The organism is Thalassospira sp. (assembly GCF_002709775.1).
GTDB lineage: Bacteria > Pseudomonadota > Alphaproteobacteria > Rhodospirillales > Thalassospiraceae > Thalassospira.
The window spans coordinates 97360-119355 of the sequence record NZ_PAQR01000007.1; the positions used below are offsets into that span (position 1 = coordinate 97360).

The window sequence follows — 21996 nt, forward strand, 5'->3', positions numbered from 1 at the left end:
ATTGGATGTATCATTCTGCGATGAGGTCTTTATTCCTCGCACCAATGAATTTCGGCAGCTTGGCAAAGATCGTGATGTTGCCAAGTAGCACCATGGCAAGGCCAGTCGCGCCAATCGGTGTCCAGACATAGCCTTCAAGGAAGGTTGAGACGGTAAGGGCGACCACCGGGAATAGCACAGTGACATAGGCCGCGCGTCCCGCACCCACCCGGTTGACGAGTGCGAGATAGGCGATGAAGGCCACGACCGAGCCCGGAATGGCGAGATAGAGCAATCCGCCGATATAGATCGGATCGGTCGGCATGACCGGTGTCTGGCCCTTGAACATGGCAAAGATGAATAGAAGCACCGTGCCATAGATCATGCCGTGCGCAACCGCATCACGGTTGGGAATGCCCATGGCATGCAGCTTGACCGAAACCATGTTGCCGCAGCTAAATACCGCCGTGCCGCACAGGGCGAATATCATGCCGGTGATTGCATGTGGATTGTGCGACAGGGCATAGATCTGATTGGCAAACAGGCAGGCAATCCCGCCCAGCCCGAATGCCGCGCCAAAGACAAAGCGCAAGCCCGGACGGTTGCCATAAAAGGCCCAGTTGCCCAGCGCATTGAATATGGTCGAGGTGGTGAAGATCACCGCAACAATGCCACTCGCGATATAGCCGGTTGCCGAATACATCAGGATAAAGTTGATGCCAAACAGCCCGCAACCCAGAAGCACGATCCATGGATGTGCCCGCCACGGCACCGGGCGCCATTTCCGGGTCAGCAACAGGAAGCCGCAAAGAACGGCTGCTGCCAGCGCAAAGCGATAGAAGATCGAAATTTCGACCGGGATCGGTCCGATCTGAAGTTTGATCGCATACCAGGTAAAACCCCAGCAGGCGGTGACGATCACGAATAAAAGGGCTGTCATCATCGGGGCTTTCAAAACAGCACGTGCAAGGCATTCGGTGGCACGAAGGGTGACGTAAATCTGGTCACGCGGGTTGGTGGCGCGCGGGGACCAATCAGGGAATCCCGAATATGTGGGGCATATCCGGTAACGCCAATAAGCCACAATCAGCGTCGCGCGGCTTTCACTTTCTTGCGCTGTTTTTCACATTCTTGCGGGCGAGTTTGCCGATGATCAATTCTGCCCGGTTGCGTTATTTTGCCTCGCTAACCGCACTCAGGAACTGTTGCGTACGTTCGCGTTGCGGGTTTTCAAAGACTTCGGTCGGCGTGCCCTGTTCCTCGATCTTGCCACCATAAAAGAAGCAGATGCGATCGGAAATATCGCGGGCGAAACCCATCTGATGGGGCACCATCAGCATGGTCAGTTTATGGTCGCTGACCAGTTTGCGGATGACGTTGGTTACCTCGCCGATGACTTCGGGATCAAGGGCAGAGGTGACTTCGTCAAACAGCATGACCTTGGGGCGCATGGCCAGTGCACGTGCGATGGCAACGCGTTGTTGCTGCCCACCCGACAGACGGGCGGGATGTTGATCGCGTTTGTCGGCAACACCCACCATATCAAGCAGTTCAAGCGCGCGGTCACGGGCCTCGGCCTTGCCAAGGCCAAGGGATTGCACCGGGCCTTCCATACAGTTTTCGAGCGCGGTCATGTGCGGAAACAGATTGAAGTGCTGAAAACACATGCCGATATCCTTGCGGATGCTGCGCACATGTTGCTGATTGGCCGGGACGAGTTTGCCGTTCCTGGGCATATGGGTCAGCGGTTCCCCATCAATATAAATCACCCCGTCCTCGATGGTTTCAAGCGTCATCAATACCCGCAAAACCGTTGTCTTGCCCGATCCAGAAGGGCCGATGATGCTGACCATTTCGCCCTCGGCAATATCAAGGTCAAGGCCTTCAAGCACGGTAAGCCCGCCATAACGTTTGCTGACATTGCGAAACTGCACCATCGGCACATTTTCCCCTTCAAGTCGAAGCGGATATTGGCTTTGCGTATCCAAGTTTTTATCTCCCTGATGATGGCAAAGCGATCTCGAGATCGGATGCCGGATGTGCACAACATAAAAGGATGGATGAGGCCGGTGGTGGCGACACCGTTGGCGGATAGGCGACTTCACCGCGTATTAAATCTGCCCGGCATGTCCGGCACATGCCCGATCGGCAGGCGGCATTCGGGCGGATATCGGTTCTGGCTTCGATCCAGTTCAGCAAGCTGCCGTCTTCGGCGTTCCAGGTTCCGGAAAATCCGGTCGAACGGATGGTGATCTGCGCGCTGTCAATCCCGGTAAGCGCGCTTGTGGTCAGGCCATCATTGGCGAAGAGTTCAAAATGAATATATCCGGTCAGGCGCCCAAGCGTGGTGTGAATGGTGCGCACTGCATCAATCATCCCCGCCGGGCCACAGATAAACACATGATCGGTTTCACCAAGTGCAGCAATATCGCGGACGAAATCGGGATGCCCCAGTTTCCAGTTCGGTTTTGCCTTGTCCGGCAAAGATTTCACCCGTGTCAGATGAATGCGCAAATCAAATTTCGGCAGTTTGGCTGCCGCAAGGTGCAGGGCATCAAGGAAGGGCAGGCTTTCGTCATCCGGGGCGACATATATCAACGTGACAGGGGCGCTGTAGCCTTGCCGTGCCAGTGCCGCAATTTGGGCAAGGATCGGGGTAATGCCAATACCCCCGGCAATAAAGGCAACAGGCCCTTGCAACCTATCTGGCAGGACGAACTCACCAGCGGGCGGATAGACTGCGCAAAGATCACCGGGTTTGAGATTTTCGTGGATCCAGCTTGAAACCGAAAATGCACCGTTTTGATTGGCTTGTTTGCGCACGGCAATGTGCCAGATTTCGCTGTCATCATCATTCTGATTGGCAAAGGGGGCCTCGATCAGGGAATAGCAGCGGAAATGCTGCGCGCCATTATTGTCGGTAATGCCAAAGGTGATGAATTGGCCCGGCTTTGGCGGCTGTGCGGTGCCAGCCGGCATGGAAAAGGCAACAGAAACAACGTCTCTGCTTTCCTGGCGAATGTCGGCGATACGCACAGTTGTTGCCTGTGGCTCGGCATCAATGCCCAGCATCTCCATGCGTTCATCAATCTGCTGGCGGAGCGCATCAAACAGCGCCGGGGACGCTTTGACGCGTTCGACCATGTCGGGCGAGGGGGATGGTCCGGTCAAAACCACATTCAGTTCCGAAATCAGCGCATTGACGGGATCGGTCCTGATGATCTCGATCTTGTCATCGGGGGCAATGGCGCCGGGCTTGATAACGCGGGCATAAATGCCGGTCCGCCCGGAAAGGGAAAACAGGCTGGGGAACCCGGCATCGGCATTGAAGAAATGTGCCATCTTGTAGCACGGGATGCGCGGCAAGGTCAGTTCGACTACTGCGGTGCCGATGCGCAGTTGATCGCCCATACGAAGGACGGTTTCGTCCGGACCCTGATACGTCACGTTTTCAGCGAAGCTTCCCGGTGCAATCGCACGTCCCAGAATGTTTTCGTAATAATCATAGTGTTCGGCGTTCAACAGATAGATCGCATGATTAGGCGTGCCAAGCCGGCGGCCGGTGCCGAATTCATTGCCTTCTATTCCCGTTGGCCCGAGCTGGATCGGCGTGGTCGCAGGGGTGCGCACAAAAGCGGTGCGTTCAGCGCGCCCGTCAATTTCAACATCTTTCATGCGTCCGATGTACAGACTGACAACCCGTGCTTCGGCCATCGCCCCGTTCCTCATTTTTTCTGTTGTTTTGCTGTAGAGATATACATCTAACGATATAATCGTCGTTATATGAAGAAAAAATCGCAGTTTTACGTAATTTAATTTTTATGTTGTATCCATCTTAGGTTTTGATACCATTTGAGACCACAGCAGAAAAAGCGGGGGAGCACATCCGCAGTGCTGCATCAGGGAACAATCACTGGAGACAATGATGAAATTGATCAAAAAGCTGGCGGGTGGCTTTGCTGTTGCTGCTTCGCTCTTTGCTGCTTCAACAGCAATCGCGTCTGAAAATCCGCTTTTGGAAAAATACCGTGCCGAGGGTGCCACAGTCGGCATCGCCGGTTACGCGCCTTATGGCTACAAGCTGCCGAACGGCACCTTTACTGGAGAACAGGTTGAAATCGTCAAACATGTTCTGGGGCAGATGGGGGTCAGTGATCTCGAATTTGTCGCCATGGATTTCGGTGCGCTTATTCCGTCACTGGTAGCGGGCCGTATCGATGTTGCTGCGGCTGGAATTTATGTCCGCCCGAAGCGTTGTGAACAGGTCTTGTTTGCCGAGCCGACCTGGGGGCAGGGCGCTGCCTATCTGGTAAAGACCGGCAACCCGAAAGGTCTTCATACCTTTACCGATATCGCCAATACGCCTGATGCAACGCTTGCGGTTCTGGCCGGCGGTACGGAGGAAACCCTTGCCAAAAAAGACGGCGTTCCGGACGAGAAACTTCTGAAGGTCGGGGATAAGGCTGCGGGTATTTCCGCCGTTGTTTCCGGCCGTGCGGATGGCTTCGCCCTGTCGGCCTTTGCAATCAACGACATCGTGCGAACTGCCGGTGAGTTGATCGGGGTCGAGAGCTCAGGTTCGATCACCGAGATTGGTGGTGAAAACTATCAGGGTCACGGCTCGATCGCCTTCCCGAAGGGTGAGGGCGATGCCCTTGCCGCCAACATGGCCTTCCGCGATGCCTTCCAGGCAGAGCTTGCCAAATGGATGGAAGGCGGCGGGTATCAGGAGATGGCCACTGCCTGGGGCTTTGGCCCGGCCGATGCCCCGTCAAAGACCATGGCGGAACTGTGTGGCGAAGGTCTCTAGTTCGCTCCGATACCCGCGTCTGAGTTGATCAGGCGCGGGTGTCACCCTTTATAGAGGCGGATAGATCCATGTCCATACGTGCACTTGTCATCACCCTTATCGTGACGGTCATTGCCGGGCTGATGTATTTCAAGAACTCGCCGTTTGTCGACAGTGCGGTGGTGTTTCTTGATGCGGCTGGAATGACAATGAGGCTGCTGCTGGTTTCCGCAGCATTGACGCTTGCGATATCGCTGGCGGCTGGCATTGGCCGGTTGTCAAACTGGTCGCCGGTTCGGTGGCTGAGTATCGCCTATATCGAGATTTTCCGCGGAACGTCGGCACTGGTGCAGCTGTTCTGGCTGTTTTATGTCCTGCCCCTGTTCGGACCGACGATTGATCCGTTTACGGCCGGGGTTCTGGGCGTTTCGCTTAATGTCGGGGCCTATGGCGCGATTATGGTCGAGGCATCCATTCGTGCGGTACCCAAATCCCAGTATGAAGCCGCGATTGCGCTTAATCTCAGTCCGGTGACCTGTATGCGCCGGATCATCCTGCCACAGGCCATTCGCATTATGATCCCGCCCTTTGGCAATCTTGCGATCCAGCTGTTCAAGCTGACAGCGCTCGTGTCCTTTATCGGCATTTCCGATCTGACCTATACCGCTTATCAGCTTAATCAGACGACCTATCGTACGGTCGAAGTCTTTACGATCATTCTGTTCATGTATTTCGCCATCGGACTTGCGATCACCATCGGCATGCGCCTTTTGGAACGCTATTACTCACGCGGGGTACGACTGGGAGGGGCGCGATGAACTGGGATTGGGCCTACACCTTTGAAATCCTGCCCCAGATGGCAGAGGCATCGCTGGTTACCTTGCAGGCTACGGCGTTCGGGTTTGCACTTGCCGCCATTCTCGGGCTGGTCTGGGGCATTATCGGCATTCTTGAAATTCCGGTTTTGTCCTTTGTCGTGCGGCTGTTTATCGAGTTTGTCCGCACCACACCGCTCCTGATCCAGCTGTTTGCGATGTATTACTTCCTGCCGCAGTTCGGCATCATTCTGCCAGCCATGATTTGCGGGATACTGACGCTGGGCATTCATTACTCGGCCTATTGTTCGGAGGTCTACCGATCGGGGTTCGAGCAGGTCGAACGTGGCCAGTGGGAGGCAGCCAAGGTCATCAACCTGACAACCTGGCAGACACTTAAACGTGTGATCCTGCCACAGGCAGTGCCGCCGATCATCTTGCCACTTGGCAACTATTTCGTGACGATGTTCAAGGAAACGCCTGTGTTGCTGGCGATTACCGTCATTGAACTGGTTGCAACCGCACGTATTATCGGTAATGACACCTTCAAATACACCGAACCAATCACTTTGGCTGGCGTGTTTTTCCTGCTACTGAGTTTGGTGGCGGCAAAACTGACACGCGTTGTCAGTGAAAAAGCGGCTTTACCAAGCCGATAAGAAACCTGAGGAAACGACCAGATGCTTCTTACGCGCAACAAGGCCAAGACCACGGCCCAGCAGCGGATCGTGTCCATATACGAAGAGGTGCGATACCGGATCTGCACCAATCGCTATCCGCCTGAAACCGTGTTGCATGAAGAAGTGCTGGCACAGGAATATTCGGTCAGCCGGTCGCCCATTCGCCGGGTGATTTCCATGCTTGAACATGAAGGGCTGGTCGAGATCAAGCACGGGATCGGAACGATCGTCACCAGCATCGAACCCGATCAGCTGGCAGAGGTCTATGCCGTGCGTTTGATGCTTGCTGAATCGATGGGGCCTTACATCAAGATGCCGTTCTCGACGGAAACGCGCGATGTCTTCATTCAATGTGCTGCTGATTTCGAAGCCCTCGAACCCGGCGATACCATCGGCTTTGCCGAGGTCAATATTCGCTATATGACGGCGACGCTTGATCTGTCGTCCAACAAGACACTCAGCGAAATTCAGCAGAACCTGTTTTTCCAGACATCACGCATGTGGTTGTTGCTGTTACCGGAAATGAACTGGAAAGACACCATTGCGGCCGTTTCCGATGAGCCGCTTGAGGTGGTGCGACGCATTGACGTCAATGACCCGATCGGGCTTGGTTACGCCATTCGCAACCATATCTTCAAGGGCCAGCAATTGCTGCTAAACGCGCTGCATGGCCGATAAAACCAGATCCTACTAAAAACGGGGCGGATACTGCAAAGTATCCGCCCCGTTTGTGTTCAGATGCCTGGTAAGGGTGACCTGACCGTTACTTGGCCATTGCCGTTGATCGGTTGGTGGCTTCAGGGATCAGGCCCTTTGGCGCGAACCGCATCACGACCAGCAGGATCGCCCCCATCATCAGGTAGCGCATATAGGCCGCACCGGCGACGAGGTGTTGAGCGAGCTCTGATTCTTCACCAAGCGGTGCGGTGATTGTCGACATGAACCAGTTGCCAAACGGCTCTGCTTCGACCCACAGGAACCAGATGATAAAGCCGCCGAGGATCGAACCCCAGTTGTTGCCCGAGCCCCCCAGGATCACCATCACCCAGATCAGGAAGGTGTAACGCAGCGGGATGTAGCTGGTCGGGGTCAGCTGACCGTCAAGGGTGGTCAACATCGCACCGGCAATACCGCACACCGCACAGCCCAGAACAAAGGTCTGCAGGTGACGGCGTTTGACATCCTTGCCCATCGCAGCAGCCGCATCGCGGTTGTCACGAATGGCACGCATCATACGGCCCCACGGGGACTTTAGCGCCCGTTCGGCAAACCACATGATGATCGCAAGCACGGCAACGAATAGCACCGCATAACAGAACTTGACGAACAGACCTGCCGCATCGGAAATCTCGGTCGCACCGAAGAAGTTCGCAAGGCTGATGAACCATTCACTTTCGATCAGGTCGACCTCATAAGGCACCGGGCGCGGGATGCCGGTGACGTTTTTAACGCCACGCGACAGCCATTCTTCGTACTTGATGATCGCAATGATGATCTCGGAAATGCCAAGGGTGGCAATCGCGAGATAATCCGCCCGCAGACCAAGCGCGATCCGCCCGATCAACCAACCGGCACCGGCTGCTACCAGACCGGCAAGCGGCCAGGCAATCAGAACCGGCAGGCCCGCACCACCAAGATAGCCACTGAGTGCCGGGTCGATGCTTTCGATCGTTTCTTTGGCCGGACCAAAGAACGCACCGATCACAAAGTAGCCGGCCAGCAAAAGAACGAGCGTGACCGGAAGTTTCAGTGCGCCTGGCACAACACGTCGGGCGTAAATCACCGCAGCGATGGTGCCCGCAAGGCTTAGCAGCGACAGGGCAATATCCCCGCCTGCAGCCGCCCAGGCCTCACCCACAGGGGGCATGGAGACCAGAACAGCAGTCAGACCACCAAGGGCGGTAAAGCCCATCACACCGACATTGAACAGGCCGGCATAGCCCCACTGCATGTTGACGCCGAGCGCCATCACAGCAGAGATCACACAAAGATTGAAGATGCCAAAGGCGACGTTCCAGCTTTGAAGAAAGCCGATCGCGATCAACACCAGGCACATAAGGCCATATAGGAGCGCAACTCTCTTCGTCATATCACTTTCCCACGAATAATACCGGTTGGCCGGATCAGAAGAACCGCGACCAGAATGATGAAGGAGACCGCAAACTTGTAGTCAGTCGACAACAGCTGCACGAGCCCTTCGGGCGCCCAGTCCGTGGGGCCGAGATAAGCGAGAAACTTCTTGAACGCATAGGTCACCGTGACTTCCGAGAAAGCCACAATGAATGCGCCAAGGATCGCGCCGACCGGTTGCCCGATGCCGCCCAGAATGGTGGCGGCAAAGATCGGCAGCAGAATCTGCAAGAAGATGAAGGGCTTATAGGTCTTATCAAGGCCATAAAGCGTGCCGGCGATGGCAGCGAGTGCCGCAGCAATAACCCAGCAGATCATGACAACGCGTTCCGGGTTGATCCCCGAAAGCAGTGCCAGATCCTCATCATCGGAATAGGCGCGCATCGCCTTGCCCGAACGGGTTTTCTGCAAGAACCAGAACAGCCATGCGACGACGATGGCGGTGACAACAACCGTGATCAGCTGGCTTTGCTTGATCGCGATGCCCTCGTCAAGGCCAAGTGCCTTGCGGGATTGAACCGCACCAATGATGAAGCGCTCACCATCGGCAAAGCTTTGATCCGCCGGGCCGATCACGATACGGATGATGCCCGCAATCAGGAACATCACACCGACCGATACGATGGCAAACACAATCGGGTTGGAGCGCTGCTTGCGATAAAACCGGAAAACCATCCGGTCGGTGACAAGTGCCAAGCTGATCGTGGCCAGCACACCAATTGGCAAAGCCAGAAGGGCAGTCGGGAAGGGCGCAATAGAGACGCCCATATTCTGCAGGAACCAGGTGATCAGGATGGTGATCATGGCGCCAAACGACATCAACTCGCCATGGGCGAAGTTCGCAAAGCGCAGGATTCCGAAAATGAGTGTGACGCCAAGCGCCCCAAGGGCGAGCTGCGCGCCATAGGCGGTCGCCGGAACGACCACAAAATTGGCAAACAGCGCAAGTGCGTTAAGGATTTCCATTCAATACCCCATTTATCCGCCCAGGAAGGACCGGCGGACTTCTTCGTTGGCGAGAAGGGCTTCGCCCGTATCGGTGAACCGGTTGCGTCCCTGTACGAGGACAAAACCGTGGTCGGCGATTTCCAATGCCTGACGGGCATTCTGTTCGACCATCAGGATGGCGACGCCGGTTCTGGCGACTTCCACGATCTTGTCAAACAGTTCATCCATCACAATTGGCGACACACCAGCGGTCGGCTCATCAAGCATGAGAAGCTTTGGCTGGGTCATCAACGCACGACCGACAGCGACCTGCTGACGCTGACCACCGGAAAGCTCGCCTGCTGGCTGGTTGCGCTTTTCACCAAGGATCGGGAACAGGTTGAAAATCTGTTCCTTGGTTTCTTCGATCTTGTCGTCGTTGCGGATGAAAGCCCCCATATCGAGGTTTTCTTCAACTGTCATCGAGACAAAGACGTTGCGGTTCTGCGGAACAAAACCCATGCCCTGGGGGACACGCTCCTGAGGTGCGAGATTGGTGATGTCCTTGCCATCAAGGACCACCGACCCTTCGCGCAGGTTCAGCATCCCGAAGACAGCCTTCATCGCCGTTGATTTGCCAGCACCGTTCGGGCCAACGACAACCGCGATCTCACCTTTTTCGACATTAATCGTACAGTCATGGAGGATATCGGACCCGCCATAGCCGCCGGTCATACCGGTTGCGCTCAAGAAACTCATGACGGTACCTTCCGTTCATGCTTGCGACCTGTTCCGAGATAGGCCTCGATGACCTCCTCGTTATTCTTGACCTCTTCGATCGTGCCCTGGGTCAGAAGCTTGCCCTCGGCCATGACGATCACCGGGTCACACAGGCGCGCGATGAAATCCATGTCGTGTTCGATCAGACAGAAGGTATAGCCGCGTTCCTCATTAAGGCGCTTGATCGAGGTCGCAATGGTATTGAGCAGCGTGCGGTTCACCCCGGCACCGACTTCGTCAAGGAAGACGATTTTCGGCTCGACCATCATGGTACGGCCCAGTTCCAGAAGCTTCTTCTGCCCGCCGGAAAGGTTACCTGCCAATTCATGTTTGATGTGGTCGATCTCAAGGAAATCAATCACTTCAAGCGCGCGTTCGTAGTTTTGCGCTTCGATTTCCTTGACGCGGGAATAGTTAAACCAGCTATGGCGTAATTGTTCGCCCGGTTGTTCGCCCGGTACCACCATCAGATTATCAAGCACACTCAATGTCGAGAATTCATGTGCGATCTGGAAGGTACGCAGCAAACCCTTGTGGAATAATTGGTGCGGTTCCAGGTGGGTGACATCTTCGTCATCAAGGAAGATTTTCCCTGAAGACGGCGGAAAAACGCCCGCGATAATATTAAACAGCGTTGTTTTTCCGGCACCATTCGGCCCGATCAGGCCGGTGATGGAGCCCTTTTCGATCGATAGCGTCACGCCATCGACCGCCTGAATGCCGCCGAAATTCTTGGCGATGTTTTCGACCCGTATCATGGGGAGTTTTTGACCCTGTCATTCAATCAGTCCCGGGCATCGATGTGCCATACAGCAATAAAGGCCCGGTAATAGAGGAACTGCCAGAGACCGAAGTCCCTGACAGTTCCAGCGTCGTTAGCGATCAAAGGATGATCGGCTTAGTGGTACATCTCCGTTTCCCACTTGCCGCCTTTGATTTCCGTCTCACGGAAGCTACCAGCGGACTCGCCCGGCTCGATGAATTCAAGCGCGGTACCACCGACATAGTCGATTTCACCACCATCAGCGAGGATCTGAAGCGCCTTTGCGAGTTCACCCGGATAGATTTTCTCACCCGGTGCGTTGGCAACTTTCATGATGTGGTCTTTGTAGACAGCACTATCGGTCGAACCGGCAGACTGCATGGCAAGCAGCAGAATGGCAGATGCGTCATATGCTTCGGGGACATACGGGTCATCACCCTTGAAGCCTTTGCCCGAAGCCAGTTCAGCCAGCATCGATGCGCCCGGGCTATCGGTACCCGGGTTGGTGCCAATCGAGCCATCAAGCATATCGCCGAAGTTGTCAGTCAGCGCTTCACCAACCATGCCGTCCGGAAGGACGAAGGTTTCGAACGCACCGGTATCAAGCGATGCCTGAATGATGCCTTTACCGCCCTGGTCAAGATAACCAGCAACGATCAGCACGTCACCACCAGCCGAAGCAAGGGTGCCGATTTCAGCAGAATAGTCGGCTTTGCCATCTTCATGGGCTGCAACAGCGGTGATTTTGCCGCCTTTTGCTTCGTATGCCGCCTGGATGGCGTCTGCAAGACCTTTACCATAGTCGTTGTTGGTATAGGTCAGGGCAGCCGTTTTGATGCCACGACGATCAAGGATTTCTGCGATGATCTGGCCCTGACGTGCATCGGACGGTGCGGTACGGAAGAAGTAGCCGTCATCTTCGATTGACGACAGCGCCGGCGAGGTTGCCGACGGCGAGATCATGACCACGCCATTGGCGCGGACAACGTTGTTCAGGATGGCTGTGGTCGCACCCGAGCAGGTCGCGCCGTTGATGCCATGGACGCCATCAGACGTTACCAGACGATCAGCTGCCGCGGTGGCTGCTGCTGCATCAATACAGGTGCTGTCACCACGTACCGAAACAACTTCACGCCCGCCAAGCAGCAGGCCGCTGTCGGAGACTTCCTGAATGGCCAATTCGCCACCAAGTGCCATCGGCTTGACGAGAGATTCCGTCGGGCCGGTGAAGCCTTGCAGCATGCCGATCTTTACCTGTTCCTGTGCAGATGCGCCTGCGATGACAGCCGTCGAAAGTGCTGCCGAAAAGAGGAGGGTAGAGAGTTTTCCCATAGTGTAGCCTTCCCTGTTTTATTGGGCCTTTATATTCGTCGGGCAGTATACAGAAAACGCTACATGTTTCCAATTTCTTAACTTTAAGTTACAAAATCGCTCTTGCATATTGGGCGGGCGACGGCAGGTTTCTGAGCCTTTTGTATGTGCTCACAGGTGTGGCTCAGTTCACATCTCGTATGCATAGTAGCCTGAATAAACTGATCGCGCGATCTGTATGGTCTGAAGCCATTAATGGTCGGTGTGATTGGCGACTATAGGCATGAGATATCGTTAATCTGGTATCACAATGGATATCTCGAAGGCGCCGAGTATCTGGTTTGCCTATTCGAGGCATCATAAAGAGGTGCATCGTTTTAGGTTGACATCAAAACCTCATTCATAGGCCCATAACGGCTCTGGTTTAGAACTGCGTGGTATGTATGGACTTTAGGGTTGGCCATCTTGTGGCCGGCTTCTACACCCTGCCGTTGCATACCCAGCAGATGCAGAGTTGTTACCAAAAACGACCAGAACAGAATCGTTTGTAACTTTCGCCAAAAACACCAAAGTTAGCGAATGGGATATCGAATTGGGCTCGACATTATAAACGCTGGTGTTGAGGCCTGATGACGTTTGGGCACAGTGCGGCATATCTGGGCTATTTGACTAAATAGTGATTACAATCATGAATGGAAGAAAAACGAAGGTGTTGGAGTCTGGACTGGAGACGGTTTGCCTCCTCGGTCAATCGAGCCTCAGGCACCGCAAGCTCTGCGAAGATATGCGATTTGATCACCGCGTGTGTTTTGTGTGGATCAGAGTGCCTTCAAATTAAAGCTGCCTAACCTGCCTTGGTCCCACTATAGACACAGTGGATCGCTAGCGGCGGGATCAAGTGGCATAGTTTGAGTTTCTCGACAATCTCCGCGCCTCTAACAAAGGCCGGTTTTCCTGCTAAAGCGGTTGGCAGAACTCGAAATGTTCGAGTTGATCCGTGAACGCCAGCTTGCCGGAAAAGTCTTTTCATCGTGCTGCCAAAAAGCAACCGTTCATTGCCGTAAACGAATTTCTCGCCAGTCGCTTGGTCGGTCTTTGTTAAGATAGTATTGAAGCCTCGTATCCTAAACATTTGAAGTTGGATCAGGGGATTCCATGCATTCGGCTCAACGATGACAACACGGCCACCGGGGCGCAACATGCTGGCGATCTTGGCTGTTACCTCAACGCGCGGTTCAAGGTGGTGGAACGTGTCCTTCATGTAAATCAGGTCGAATTGCTCAGCCGGCATGTCTAGCAAATTGATTCGCCTGATATCGACACCAACCGGGCCGAAATTTTTGGAAACAACTTTAGTCAACTCGTTGGCCGCGTCGATCCACTCTGATTTCACATCGATCCCTGTCGCTTTACAGCCCATCAACGCAAGCCAGTGCAAGTCCGATCCAATGCCACAGCCGATCTCGAGAACTTTCTGTTCAGCCGATGCAATCGGGATTATATCGGCTAGCCTCTGGTCGTAGACATTCCAAAGATACTCAGAACCGCCGCGATGGTCATAGTAATGGGCGTAGTTCGCTCTGAAAGGAACTAGGTCCGAATTTGCATTTTCTAGGCACCAGTGAAAGAACTGTCCGGGAGTGCTTGGGATCAAAGTTGATAATGACACGATTAACCTATCTGATTGGTTGCGAAGTTTCGCCTAAATATGGCTACCCTAAGAACTATAGCCCACTCATCCCCTCTTTTAGTAGACTCAGGATTGGCTTCGAAGATACGTACATACCACTTTTTGGAAATAGCCAAGCGTACTTACCCTTACATTGGGCTAGAATTTACATCAATATCGAATTTCGAATAAGTTTGACAAAATCTTTTAGCAATTTCTGGCAATAACTTAGGATTCCGTGTCATTGGGAAAGAAAAGTTGCAAGGTACCGGCTGATTCTTGAACATCAAAATACGGAATCACCTCGTCATTGGGTTTGAGAAAACGCCATGTATTGCCTGCTAGGGTTGTGTGAATGGCAGTAGCCTTCGGCCGCAACTTGATCATGCGGGGCCACTTGCCCATACCCCGCTCAGCACACGATAGCGGCTCAGTACGCTTGATCTTCCGGGTTTCGGGTCGGGAAGTGACAACTGTATTTAAAGGGTACAAGAACCGAGGGTGATACTTACATGATAACTTGGTGCAGCCTGCGCCAGTCTGTCGAGAGCTCAGGCAAAGACCCGCATGCCGCGTTCCGAACTTTTGCGGAAGCCGGCAATAACATGTTCGGCAAGCGCATCTTCCACCGGGCCATGGCCATCGCGTTTGGCAAGGGTCATGCGGTATTCACCGATTTCCGGCAGGCCGTGTGCCGCGCCCAAATGCACCAGATCATCTGAAATCACGCTGATCGGCACGGCTGCAATCGCCAGATCGGCCCGCACGGCGGCAATCTGGGCCTGACAAAACTCGCTGGTATAGGCGATGCGGTAATCCACCCCGGCATCATCAAGCGCCTTGAGCGCCATGGTCCGCCAATAACAACCCGGTTCGGCCATGGAAACGGGCAGGGGGCGCTTGTCAATTGCACTGCCATGGCGCGCGCCAAGCCAGACCAGCGGTTCGGTATGGATTGGCGGCTGGTGATCAAGTTCTGCATCAAAGCTGAACACAGCGATATCGATTTCACCATTATCAATGCGCTGTCGCAAAGTACGGGTTGGGCCAAAACTGACATCAATATCAACGTGCGGATGGCTTTGTGCGAACCGTTTGAGGATTTCGGGAATGACAACCACACCCGTGTCATTGGGCACGCCAAGCCGTACCGAGCCGGCAAAATCCGGAGCATGGAAACGCGACATGGCCTCGTCATTGAGTTTGAGTAAGCGCCGCGCATAGCCCAGCAAAACCTCGCCATCCTCGGTCATGGTGACCTTGCGGGTTTCCCGTTTGAACAATTCGCGCCCGACCATGGTTTCAAGCTTCTTGACCTGCAGACTGATCGCCGAGGCACTGCGATGAACCTTTTCGGCCGCGCGTGAAAAGTTCCCGGTTTCACAGATCGCAACAAAGGTCCGGGCCAAATCAAGATCAAGATTATGAATGGCACTTGTCGGAGAATTCATGGCCTGCCTCTAGGTTTAACAGCTGTGGTTGCCGACTGTGCTGCTGAAACATCCAGACACCACATGTGTGAGTTTTTCTGATAGGTAATGTTAAATCTTCTCGTTTGATTAATCAATGAGAAATCCTCAATCTTTCCACATCATCGATTGGAGATTCTCATGATAGGTTCTGTATTCTATTGCGAAGACGCTCGTCATCCTGCCCTTGGCACGTCTTCATCAAATGTATCTGCGTTCAAGGCGACAAAGTTGGTTTCCCCAGTACGGATTGGCTTTGTCGGACGTCTGTTACAGGTTTTGCGTGCCTCCCTGGAAGCCAGGAAACACAAACGCGCGCCCCAGATGGCCATTGGGGTGACATCTGAAAGCGATCTTTCTGCCGGTCCAGACTTGTCTCATCTGACGGCAGCCGAGCTTTATGAAAGTGGCCAGAAGAATACTGGGACGTTTTTCGAAGCAGCCGATGTGTTGTCGGGGCCGGTTCTGCATTGGCCATCGCCGTCGCGTAAGCATCACTGATGGCTTCTCTTCACGCGCAACCTTGGCGGAATGATCAATGACCATTGAAAACCCGTTGTTCAGGCCGCTTGAGCTGCCAAGCGGTGTCATCCTCAAGAACCGGATTGCCAAATCGGCGATGTCGGACTCTCTTGGGGATGGCACCGGCCACCCGACGAAGGTGCAAAATCGGCTTTATCGCCACTGGGCCGAGGGGGCGTTGCGGTTTCAATTATCGGCGAAGTGCAGGGGCATCCTGGATATGCGGAAAAGCCCGGCAATCTTGTGCTTGATGCGGCGGCTGATCTGGAGCGGTTTCGTGCCCTTGCACGGGAAGGATCGGTAAATGGCAGCAGCTTGTGGCTGCAGCTTGGTCATGCCGGGGCGCTCGCCTATGCTCCGACCAGCACGCCAAAGGGACCAAGCGCCCTTGATCTGCCAAGCCTGACATGTGCAGCCCTGACACATGATGAAATCCGTAACATCCCCAAACGTTTTGCAAAGACCGCCGAACTTGCGAAACGGGCCGGGTTTGGCGGGGTGCAAATTCATGCTGCGCACGGCTTCCTGTTAAGCCAGTTTCTCTCGCCGCTTTTTAACAGGCGCGGCGATGAGTATGGCGGATCGATCGCCAATCGCATGCGGTTGCTGCTTGAAACGGTGGATGCGGTGCGCGCTGCCGTCGGGCCGGAATTTGTTGTCGCGATCAAACTTAATGCCACCGACCAGCTTGAAGGCGGCTTGAGCCAGGATGACGCACTGGCCGTTGTCGCCGCACTTGATAGCAGCAGCATTGATCTGATCGATATCAGCGGCGGGACCTATTTCCCGGGTGCCAAGGCGGCATCCGACGGGGCCGGCGATGGGCCGTATTTTCTTGAATTCGCCAGAAAGGCGCGCAAGCATACTTCCAAGCCATTGATGCTGACCGGGGGCATTAAAACCCGCGCACAGGCAGAAGATGCGGTGGCAAGTGGTGCCATTGATATTGTCGGTTTGGCCCGGGCGCTTGTGATTGAACCCGCATTGCCAAATATCTGGCGAATGTCGGACCCCAAGGATCCGGTGTTTCCGCGGTTCGAACGCGCGCCGTCTGGCGGGATCACCGCATGGTACACAATGCGTCTGACCGCATTGGCTGAAGGCAAGGAATTCCCGGACTTTGATGATCTCGACCATGCCCTTGCTGCTTATGAAGCGCGCGATGCGGATCGAACACGGATTTGGCAGGATCATTTCGGGCGATAAGTGTCTGGCGGGCGACGGGATTTTCACATTCTTGCGCAAAACAGGGCAGCCTTGCAGTCGCGTTGCTTTGCAAAAGGCGATCACGGTGCGATGATGGTCACTTAATGTCAGGAACAGGAAATGGCAGAGACCGGACCCGCTTTCCAGCCCAACGGGCGTTATCAGAAGTTTGAAGTCTTCAATCAGTTGATTGGGGATGCAAACCTGTTGCGTGCGGGCGATTTCGGCGAAAGCATTTCGGCCGCCCACTGGCGGCGCAATGCCGATGTCCTGACCCGCTATACCGACCCTGACCATCATACCATCAGCCTCTATGTTAATGGAGGAACGGGTGTTCAGCGCAAGATCGGCATCGACCCGATGAGTGGTGGTGGGCCCGGCCGGTGCTGTTTGATGCCAGCCTATCTGACCTCGGACTGGCTGATGCATGGCGAGGTAGAGCTGTTTCACGTTTATATTCCGCATACTTCGTGGGAACGCGCGGTGGTAGAGGCCTTTGATATCGAACCCAATGCGGTCGAAGTCCCGGAAAAGACCTTCTTTCTTGATCCGCTGATTGAACAGACTGTGCGGCAGTCGATGCTGCCACTTGATTGGGATATTCCGGCCGACCGGATGGCGATGTCCAATGCCGGGCAGCTTTTAATGGGCCATATGCTGCGCAGTTATTCAACGCGCCGTGATCTTGGCTTCAAGGTTCGCGGCGGGTTGTCACCTGCGATCAAACGCCGGGTGTTTGATTTTGTCGATGCCAACCTTGATCAGCCATTGACGATCGAGGAATTGGCAGAAGTTGCCGATTTGTCGGCCTATCACTTTGCCCGGATGTTCCGCAAAACCGTCGGCGAGGCGCCGCATAAATTCGTTCTGCGCCGCCGGATCGAACGCGCCATGCATATGCTGCGCGATGGCAATGCACCGGTTGCCGAAATTGCTGTGGCGACCGGTTTTTCCAGTCAGGCCCACCTGACAACCCGCTTTAGCCACTTCACCGGTCTGACGCCTGCGAAGTATCGCAATATTTCCCGCTAGTCCTTTTAAAGTTTCAAACGACGCTGCCGATTGTCCCGTGGTCATCGGGCTGTTCTGGCATGTCCGAGCTCCGGTCTTTTGGCTGCTGTAACGCGCTCCTGGTGGCAGATTTCGCGAACAGCATCCCTGTCGAAATCGTGTGCAGGTTGATGACAAGTTGTGCGGCACAAGCAAATCCGAATAATTCAAGTTGTTGAAAATAAACAATTTTACAGGATTGAAAAATCCGTTGACAAGATTGATCGGTGATATCTAGAATTTCAAAGCAACTAAAATATCAATTTTGGCAAAAGCCAATCCATCGGGAGGACATCCAAATGAAGCTCACTATCAAATCACTCGGGAAAACGTTCGGACTATGCGCCGTTCTGGCGGGGGCACTGGCGGCAACTATGCCCGCATCTGCGGCAACAACACTTCGGATCGGGACCGTTTTGGCGCCCAATGATCCGATGGGCCAGGGCCTTGAAAAGTTCAAGGCGGATGTGGAAAAAGCCACCAATGGCGATGTGGTGATCGAGGTGTTCCACAACTCGCAGCTTGGCGATACCACCGAAATGATCGATCAGGCACGCGCGGGTGCAGCCGTGGGGACCGTGACTGACGTCGCCCGTCTTTCAAGCTTTGTGCCGTCACTTGCCATCATGTCGGCACCGTTCCTGTTTGATACCTATGAGCAGGCCGACAAATTCGCCCTGTCAGACGAATATATTTCCTGGGGTGAGGAGCTTCGTGAAAAATCCGGCCTCGTGATGATTGCATCGAACTGGTATCAGGGCGCGCGTCATGCCCTGACGCAAAAGCCGGTTGCAAGCCCGGCTGATCTTTCGGGCGTTCGGATGCGCACCATCGGTGCTCCGGTCTGGATTGAAACCATCCGCGCCATGGGTGCTGAGCCGACCCCGATTGCCTGGGGCGAAGTATACAGCGCCCTTCAGCTTGGTACGATCGATGCCGCCGAAGCACAGCCGACTGCGATCTGGAATGCCAAGCTTTATGAAGTCATCAAGAATGTCACCAAAACCGGCCATATCCAGCTGGTAACCGCCCTTGTGGTTGGTGCCGAGGCCTGGGACGAGATTTCGCCGGAAAATCAGAAAATCGTGCGTGACCTGGCTGTCGAAGATGGTCGCTATGCCTCGCAACTGACCATCGAGCTTGGTGAAAAGGCACTTGAAGACGTTGCGGCAAGCGGCGTTACCGTCAGCGAAGTTGATCTAGCACCGTTCAAGGAAGCGGTTGCACCGGTTTATCAGATGCTCGACCTCGAAGCCGAGGCTGCTGTGGTTAACAAGGTTCTTGGCCGCTAAGCCATAACTAGGTCTCCCTGCCTATGAATGTGCGTTGCCCGGATTGCCTGGCAACGCACTTCAAACTTCACAACGGAAATTGAATTGATGCTCAAGCGGATTGAGTTTGCCTTTGGGGGCATGTTGCTTGTCGGCGTGGTCATTCTTGTCGCAGTGGCGTCTGTCGCGCGCGCCATGGGATCGCCGATTATCTGGTCGGTCGAAATGGCCCAGCTGATTTTTGCATGGCTATGCATGCTGGCAGCCGACATTGCCATGCAGGAAGACCGGCATTTCGGCCTTCAGATTTTGGGGGAAATTTTCCCGGCCAAGGTCTGCGCCTGGATCGAGATCATCAATATTTTGGTGATTATCGGCTTCCTTGTATTTCTGCTCAATTACGCCTGGACCAACATGATCTTGATGCATCCGCGTCTTGTCGGGGCTGCGCAGATTAACGCGTCCTACATTCATGCCTCCATGGTGGTCGGGATCCTTTTGATGATCCGCACCATGGTTTCCCAACTGATCCGTCGCATCCGCAACAGGGAGGTCAACTGATGCTGTTGCTGATTGCAGGGCTGTTTACGCTATTTCTTGTGTGTGGCTTGCCTGTGGCTTTTGCGCTGGGGCTTGCTTCCATCCCGGTATTTGTCATGACCGGTGCGATGCCGCCGACGGTTGTGATCCAGAAAATGGTCACGGCCACCCAAAGCTTCCCGCTTTTGGCGGTGCCGTTCTTTATTCTTGCCGGCAACCTGATGAATGTGACGGGTATTACCCATCGCCTTGTCAAATTCGCAAGCCTTCTGACCGGCTGGATGGCTGGCGGGCTGGCACAGGTTTCTGTCGTGCTGAGCTTCATGATGGGTGGTATTTCCGGATCGGCCGTTGCTGACGCTTCGATGGAGGCGCGCCTGCTGGGCCCCAGCATGATCAAGAAGGGTTATTCCAAGGCCAATACGGCAGCAGTTCTGGCATTCGGGTCGGTGATTACCGCAACCATCCCGCCCAGCATCGGTCTGATCCTGTTTGGCTTTGTCAATGAAGTGTCCATCGGGCGCCTGTTTTTGGCAGGCGTTCTGCCGGGCATTTTCCTGACCATCGTTTTGATGATCACGTCATGGATTGTCGCGCGCAAGAACGGCTATACACCTGATCTGCCGGAACTACCCAAGGCCAAGGATCTGACGGCGAGTTTCTTTGAAAGCATCTGGGCGCTGGCCTTTCCGGTCATTCTGATCGTTGGTTTCCGCTTTGGCATTTTTACCGCGACCGAGGCCGGGGCGTTTCTAGTTTTCTATGCGCTCGGCGTTGGCTTGTTCATCTATCGCGAGCTTGATTTCGCACGGCTGAAAGAAGCCATTTTCGGTTCGATCTCGGATCTTGGCATGGTGATGTTGCTGATCATCATGGCGGCGGTTCTGGGCTATGCCATGACGATTGAACGTGCCCCGCAACAGATCACGGAATTTGTCACCACCCTGACCGAAAACAAAACCGCGATCCTGATCCTTGTGGTCGGTGTGTTGGTGGTGAGTGGCATGTTCCTTGAAGGGGCGGCAAACATCCTGCTGGTAACCCCGATTGTCATGCCGGTTCTGGTCAATGCCGGCTACGATCCGGTGCATATGGGCATTCTGATCGTCACCCTGATCAACTTTGGCGGTCTGACGCCGCCTGTGGGTGTGATCATGTTTACGGTCTGCGGCATTCTCGATGTCAAAACCGGGTCCTATACCAAGGCGTCCATTCCGTTCTTTATTGCCATGGTGCTGTTTTTCATTCTGATGGCGGCGGTACCAAGTTTGACATTGTTGTTACCCAATACATTGATGTAATGACAGTTTCAGACGAAGACAGGCATAGGCAAAATGCCAGGGAGACAGATGAAGATGAATAGTTCGACGGGCGGATTGCTTGCGATGTATGACGGGGCGGCAAAAACCAGCGCGCATGTTCCAGCATCGGCACTGGTGTATGAAGAAGTCCGTAACCGGATCATCTCGCTTTCGCTTTTGCCTGAAACAACGCTTGTGCGGGCCGAGCTTGCCGACAGCTTCAATGTCAGTCAGTCACCGGTGCGCGAAGCCATCCTGCGCCTCGAACAGGATGGGCTGGTTGTGTCCTATCCGCAGTCGCGCACAGTGGTGACCAAGATCGATGTTGCCCGCATCCGCGAGGAACATTTCCTCCGTGTTGCCGCTGAATGCGAAGTGGTTCGTCAATTGGCAGAGGCCGAAGAGTCCGCAGCGGTGGTGAAAGCCAAGGGCATTGTCAAAATGCAGGAAGCACTGGTTGGCGACATCGAACAGATTGATCTTTTCAAGCAGCTTGATGAGACCTTCCACGCCGCGCTGTTTAATGGTGTGAGCCAGTCAAACCTGCATCTTCAGATCACCGCACGCAGTGGCCATCTGGCCCGTGTGCGGACCCTTGATTTGCCGCGTGCCGGTAAAATGGTTTCCGTCCTTGAAGGCCACAAGGCGATCATTGATGCCATCCAGTCGGGTGATGGCAATGCCGCCAGTGCCGAAATGCGCCAGCACCTTTCGGGCACCATGGAACGCTTGCCGCAGATCATCGAAGAAAACAAACCCCTGTTTTCCTGATCATCAGGCAGGATTTGCCTCCG

At 54.5% G+C, this 21996-nt stretch carries 21 protein-coding genes; 11 read left to right on the forward strand and 10 right to left on the reverse strand.

The features are described 5' to 3' along the window. Positions 1–10: 10 nt before the first annotated feature. The 3 genes from CMO10_RS03570 to CMO10_RS03580 all read right to left on the reverse strand — a co-directional run bounded on the left by CMO10_RS03570 (position 11) and on the right by CMO10_RS03580 (position 3693). The gene (locus tag CMO10_RS03570) at positions 11–922 is read right to left on the reverse strand and encodes a DMT family transporter (RefSeq protein ID WP_297018901.1); all 912 of its coding nucleotides are present in this window, start codon (positions 920–922) and stop codon (positions 11–13) included. 229 nt (positions 923–1151) lie between these two features. Then, positions 1152–1967, reverse strand: a complete 816-nt coding sequence (gene ehuA, locus CMO10_RS03575; RefSeq protein ID WP_297018902.1) for an ectoine/hydroxyectoine ABC transporter ATP-binding protein EhuA — start codon at positions 1965–1967, stop codon at positions 1152–1154. Positions 1968–1971: 4 nt separating this feature from the next. Continuing rightward, complete coding sequence (locus tag CMO10_RS03580; RefSeq protein ID WP_297018903.1) at positions 1972–3693, reverse strand: MOSC domain-containing protein; 1722 nt, start codon at positions 3691–3693, stop codon at positions 1972–1974. Between the two features lie 211 nt (positions 3694–3904). On the opposite strand from CMO10_RS03580, the gene ehuB reads away from it, so the two are divergent. The 4 genes from ehuB to CMO10_RS03600 all read left to right on the forward strand — a co-directional run bounded on the left by ehuB (position 3905) and on the right by CMO10_RS03600 (position 6941). Beyond that, complete coding sequence (ehuB, locus tag CMO10_RS03585; RefSeq protein ID WP_297018904.1) at positions 3905–4789, forward strand: ectoine/hydroxyectoine ABC transporter substrate-binding protein EhuB; 885 nt, start codon at positions 3905–3907, stop codon at positions 4787–4789. A gap of 68 nt (positions 4790–4857) precedes the next feature. Beyond that, positions 4858–5586 carry an ectoine/hydroxyectoine ABC transporter permease subunit EhuC gene (gene ehuC / locus CMO10_RS03590; RefSeq protein ID WP_297018905.1) on the forward strand — a complete coding sequence of 243 codons (729 nt, stop codon included), beginning with the start codon at positions 4858–4860 and terminating at the stop codon, positions 5584–5586. After that, a complete protein-coding gene (gene ehuD / locus CMO10_RS03595) occupies positions 5583–6242 on the forward strand; it encodes an ectoine/hydroxyectoine ABC transporter permease subunit EhuD (protein ID WP_297018906.1) in 660 nt (219 codons plus the stop codon). Before ehuC ends, ehuD begins: the two co-directional genes overlap by 4 nt. Positions 6243–6263: 21 nt before the next feature. Then, positions 6264–6941, forward strand: a complete 678-nt coding sequence (locus CMO10_RS03600) for a GntR family transcriptional regulator (RefSeq protein ID WP_297018907.1) — start codon at positions 6264–6266, stop codon at positions 6939–6941. Between the two features lie 85 nt (positions 6942–7026). Here the strand turns inward: CMO10_RS03600 and CMO10_RS03605 are convergent, their stop codons facing one another. The 7 genes from CMO10_RS03605 to CMO10_RS03635 all read right to left on the reverse strand — a co-directional run bounded on the left by CMO10_RS03605 (position 7027) and on the right by CMO10_RS03635 (position 15294). Continuing rightward, a complete protein-coding gene (locus CMO10_RS03605) occupies positions 7027–8352 on the reverse strand; it encodes a branched-chain amino acid ABC transporter permease (protein ID WP_297018908.1) in 1326 nt (441 codons plus the stop codon). Beyond that, positions 8349–9359 (reverse strand): branched-chain amino acid ABC transporter permease, encoded by a 1011-nt coding sequence (locus CMO10_RS03610; RefSeq protein WP_044826632.1) that lies wholly within the window; start codon positions 9357–9359, stop codon positions 8349–8351. Before CMO10_RS03610 ends, CMO10_RS03605 begins: the two co-directional genes overlap by 4 nt. 12 nt (positions 9360–9371) lie before the next feature. Then, entirely contained in the window at positions 9372–10079 is a 708-nt protein-coding gene (locus tag CMO10_RS03615) for an ABC transporter ATP-binding protein (protein ID WP_044826633.1), read from the reverse strand. Then, positions 10076–10858 (reverse strand): ABC transporter ATP-binding protein, encoded by a 783-nt coding sequence (locus CMO10_RS03620; protein ID WP_044826634.1) that lies wholly within the window; start codon positions 10856–10858, stop codon positions 10076–10078. The genes CMO10_RS03615 and CMO10_RS03620 overlap by 4 nt, the downstream gene beginning before the upstream one ends. A 140-nt stretch (positions 10859–10998) precedes the next feature. After that, positions 10999–12195 carry an ABC transporter substrate-binding protein gene (locus CMO10_RS03625; RefSeq protein WP_297018909.1) on the reverse strand — a complete coding sequence of 399 codons (1197 nt, stop codon included), beginning with the start codon at positions 12193–12195 and terminating at the stop codon, positions 10999–11001. 823 nt (positions 12196–13018) lie between these two features. Beyond that, on the reverse strand, positions 13019–13843 hold the full coding sequence (locus tag CMO10_RS03630; RefSeq protein ID WP_297018910.1) for a class I SAM-dependent methyltransferase: 825 nt from the start codon (positions 13841–13843) through the stop codon (positions 13019–13021). A gap of 551 nt (positions 13844–14394) precedes the next feature. Continuing rightward, positions 14395–15294, reverse strand: coding sequence for a LysR substrate-binding domain-containing protein (locus CMO10_RS03635; RefSeq protein WP_297018911.1), 900 nt, complete (start codon positions 15292–15294; stop codon positions 14395–14397). 556 nt (positions 15295–15850) lie between these two features. Between CMO10_RS03635 and CMO10_RS03640 the strand changes: the two genes are divergently transcribed. The 7 genes from CMO10_RS03640 (at position 15851) to CMO10_RS03670 (ending at position 21973) form a co-directional block, all read left to right on the forward strand. Then, entirely contained in the window at positions 15851–16138 is a 288-nt protein-coding gene (locus tag CMO10_RS03640; RefSeq protein ID WP_297018912.1) for a hypothetical protein, read from the forward strand. Then, positions 16078–17040, forward strand: a complete 963-nt coding sequence (locus CMO10_RS03645) for an oxidoreductase (RefSeq protein ID WP_297018913.1) — start codon at positions 16078–16080, stop codon at positions 17038–17040. Before CMO10_RS03640 ends, CMO10_RS03645 begins: the two co-directional genes overlap by 61 nt. Positions 17041–17160: 120 nt before the next feature. Further along, positions 17161–18072: a helix-turn-helix domain-containing protein gene (locus CMO10_RS03650; protein WP_297018914.1), complete on the forward strand. Its 912-nt coding sequence runs from the start codon at positions 17161–17163 to the stop codon at positions 18070–18072. Positions 18073–18389: 317 nt separating this feature from the next. Further along, on the forward strand, positions 18390–19382 hold the full coding sequence (locus CMO10_RS03655) for a C4-dicarboxylate TRAP transporter substrate-binding protein (protein WP_297018915.1): 993 nt from the start codon (positions 18390–18392) through the stop codon (positions 19380–19382). Between the two features lie 87 nt (positions 19383–19469). Beyond that, positions 19470–19922, forward strand: coding sequence for a TRAP transporter small permease (locus CMO10_RS03660; RefSeq protein WP_044826691.1), 453 nt, complete (start codon positions 19470–19472; stop codon positions 19920–19922). Beyond that, positions 19922–21202, forward strand: coding sequence for a TRAP transporter large permease (locus tag CMO10_RS03665; protein WP_082049372.1), 1281 nt, complete (start codon positions 19922–19924; stop codon positions 21200–21202). Before CMO10_RS03660 ends, CMO10_RS03665 begins: the two co-directional genes overlap by 1 nt. Before the next feature lie 54 nt (positions 21203–21256). Continuing rightward, entirely contained in the window at positions 21257–21973 is a 717-nt protein-coding gene (locus tag CMO10_RS03670) for a GntR family transcriptional regulator (protein ID WP_297018916.1), read from the forward strand. Positions 21974–21996 lie beyond the last annotated feature (23 nt).

Bases quoted from the DNA above. Each gene is read 5' to 3' on its own strand.
- CMO10_RS03570 (WP_297018901.1), bottom strand. From the start codon at position 922: ATGATGACAGCCCTTTTATTCGTGATCGTCACCGCCTGCTGGGGTTTT.
- CMO10_RS03580 (WP_297018903.1), bottom strand. From the start codon at position 3,693: ATGGCCGAAGCACGGGTTGTCAGTCTGTACATCGGACGCATGAAAGAT.
- ehuB (WP_297018904.1), top strand. From the start codon at position 3,905: ATGAAATTGATCAAAAAGCTGGCGGGTGGCTTTGCTGTTGCTGCTTCG.
- ehuC (WP_297018905.1), top strand. From the start codon at position 4,858: ATGTCCATACGTGCACTTGTCATCACCCTTATCGTGACGGTCATTGCC.
- ehuD (WP_297018906.1), top strand. From the start codon at position 5,583: ATGAACTGGGATTGGGCCTACACCTTTGAAATCCTGCCCCAGATGGCA.
- CMO10_RS03600 (WP_297018907.1), top strand. From the start codon at position 6,264: ATGCTTCTTACGCGCAACAAGGCCAAGACCACGGCCCAGCAGCGGATC.
- CMO10_RS03605 (WP_297018908.1), bottom strand. From the start codon at position 8,352: ATGACGAAGAGAGTTGCGCTCCTATATGGCCTTATGTGCCTGGTGTTG.
- CMO10_RS03610 (WP_044826632.1), bottom strand. From the start codon at position 9,359: ATGGAAATCCTTAACGCACTTGCGCTGTTTGCCAATTTTGTGGTCGTT.
- CMO10_RS03615 (WP_044826633.1), bottom strand. From the start codon at position 10,079: ATGAGTTTCTTGAGCGCAACCGGTATGACCGGCGGCTATGGCGGGTCC.
- CMO10_RS03620 (WP_044826634.1), bottom strand. From the start codon at position 10,858: ATGATACGGGTCGAAAACATCGCCAAGAATTTCGGCGGCATTCAGGCG.
- CMO10_RS03625 (WP_297018909.1), bottom strand. From the start codon at position 12,195: ATGGGAAAACTCTCTACCCTCCTCTTTTCGGCAGCACTTTCGACGGCT.
- CMO10_RS03635 (WP_297018911.1), bottom strand. From the start codon at position 15,294: ATGAATTCTCCGACAAGTGCCATTCATAATCTTGATCTTGATTTGGCC.
- CMO10_RS03640 (WP_297018912.1), top strand. From the start codon at position 15,851: ATGACCATTGAAAACCCGTTGTTCAGGCCGCTTGAGCTGCCAAGCGGT.
- CMO10_RS03650 (WP_297018914.1), top strand. From the start codon at position 17,161: ATGGCAGAGACCGGACCCGCTTTCCAGCCCAACGGGCGTTATCAGAAG.
- CMO10_RS03655 (WP_297018915.1), top strand. From the start codon at position 18,390: ATGAAGCTCACTATCAAATCACTCGGGAAAACGTTCGGACTATGCGCC.
- CMO10_RS03660 (WP_044826691.1), top strand. From the start codon at position 19,470: ATGCTCAAGCGGATTGAGTTTGCCTTTGGGGGCATGTTGCTTGTCGGC.
- CMO10_RS03665 (WP_082049372.1), top strand. From the start codon at position 19,922: ATGCTGTTGCTGATTGCAGGGCTGTTTACGCTATTTCTTGTGTGTGGC.
- CMO10_RS03670 (WP_297018916.1), top strand. From the start codon at position 21,257: ATGAATAGTTCGACGGGCGGATTGCTTGCGATGTATGACGGGGCGGCA.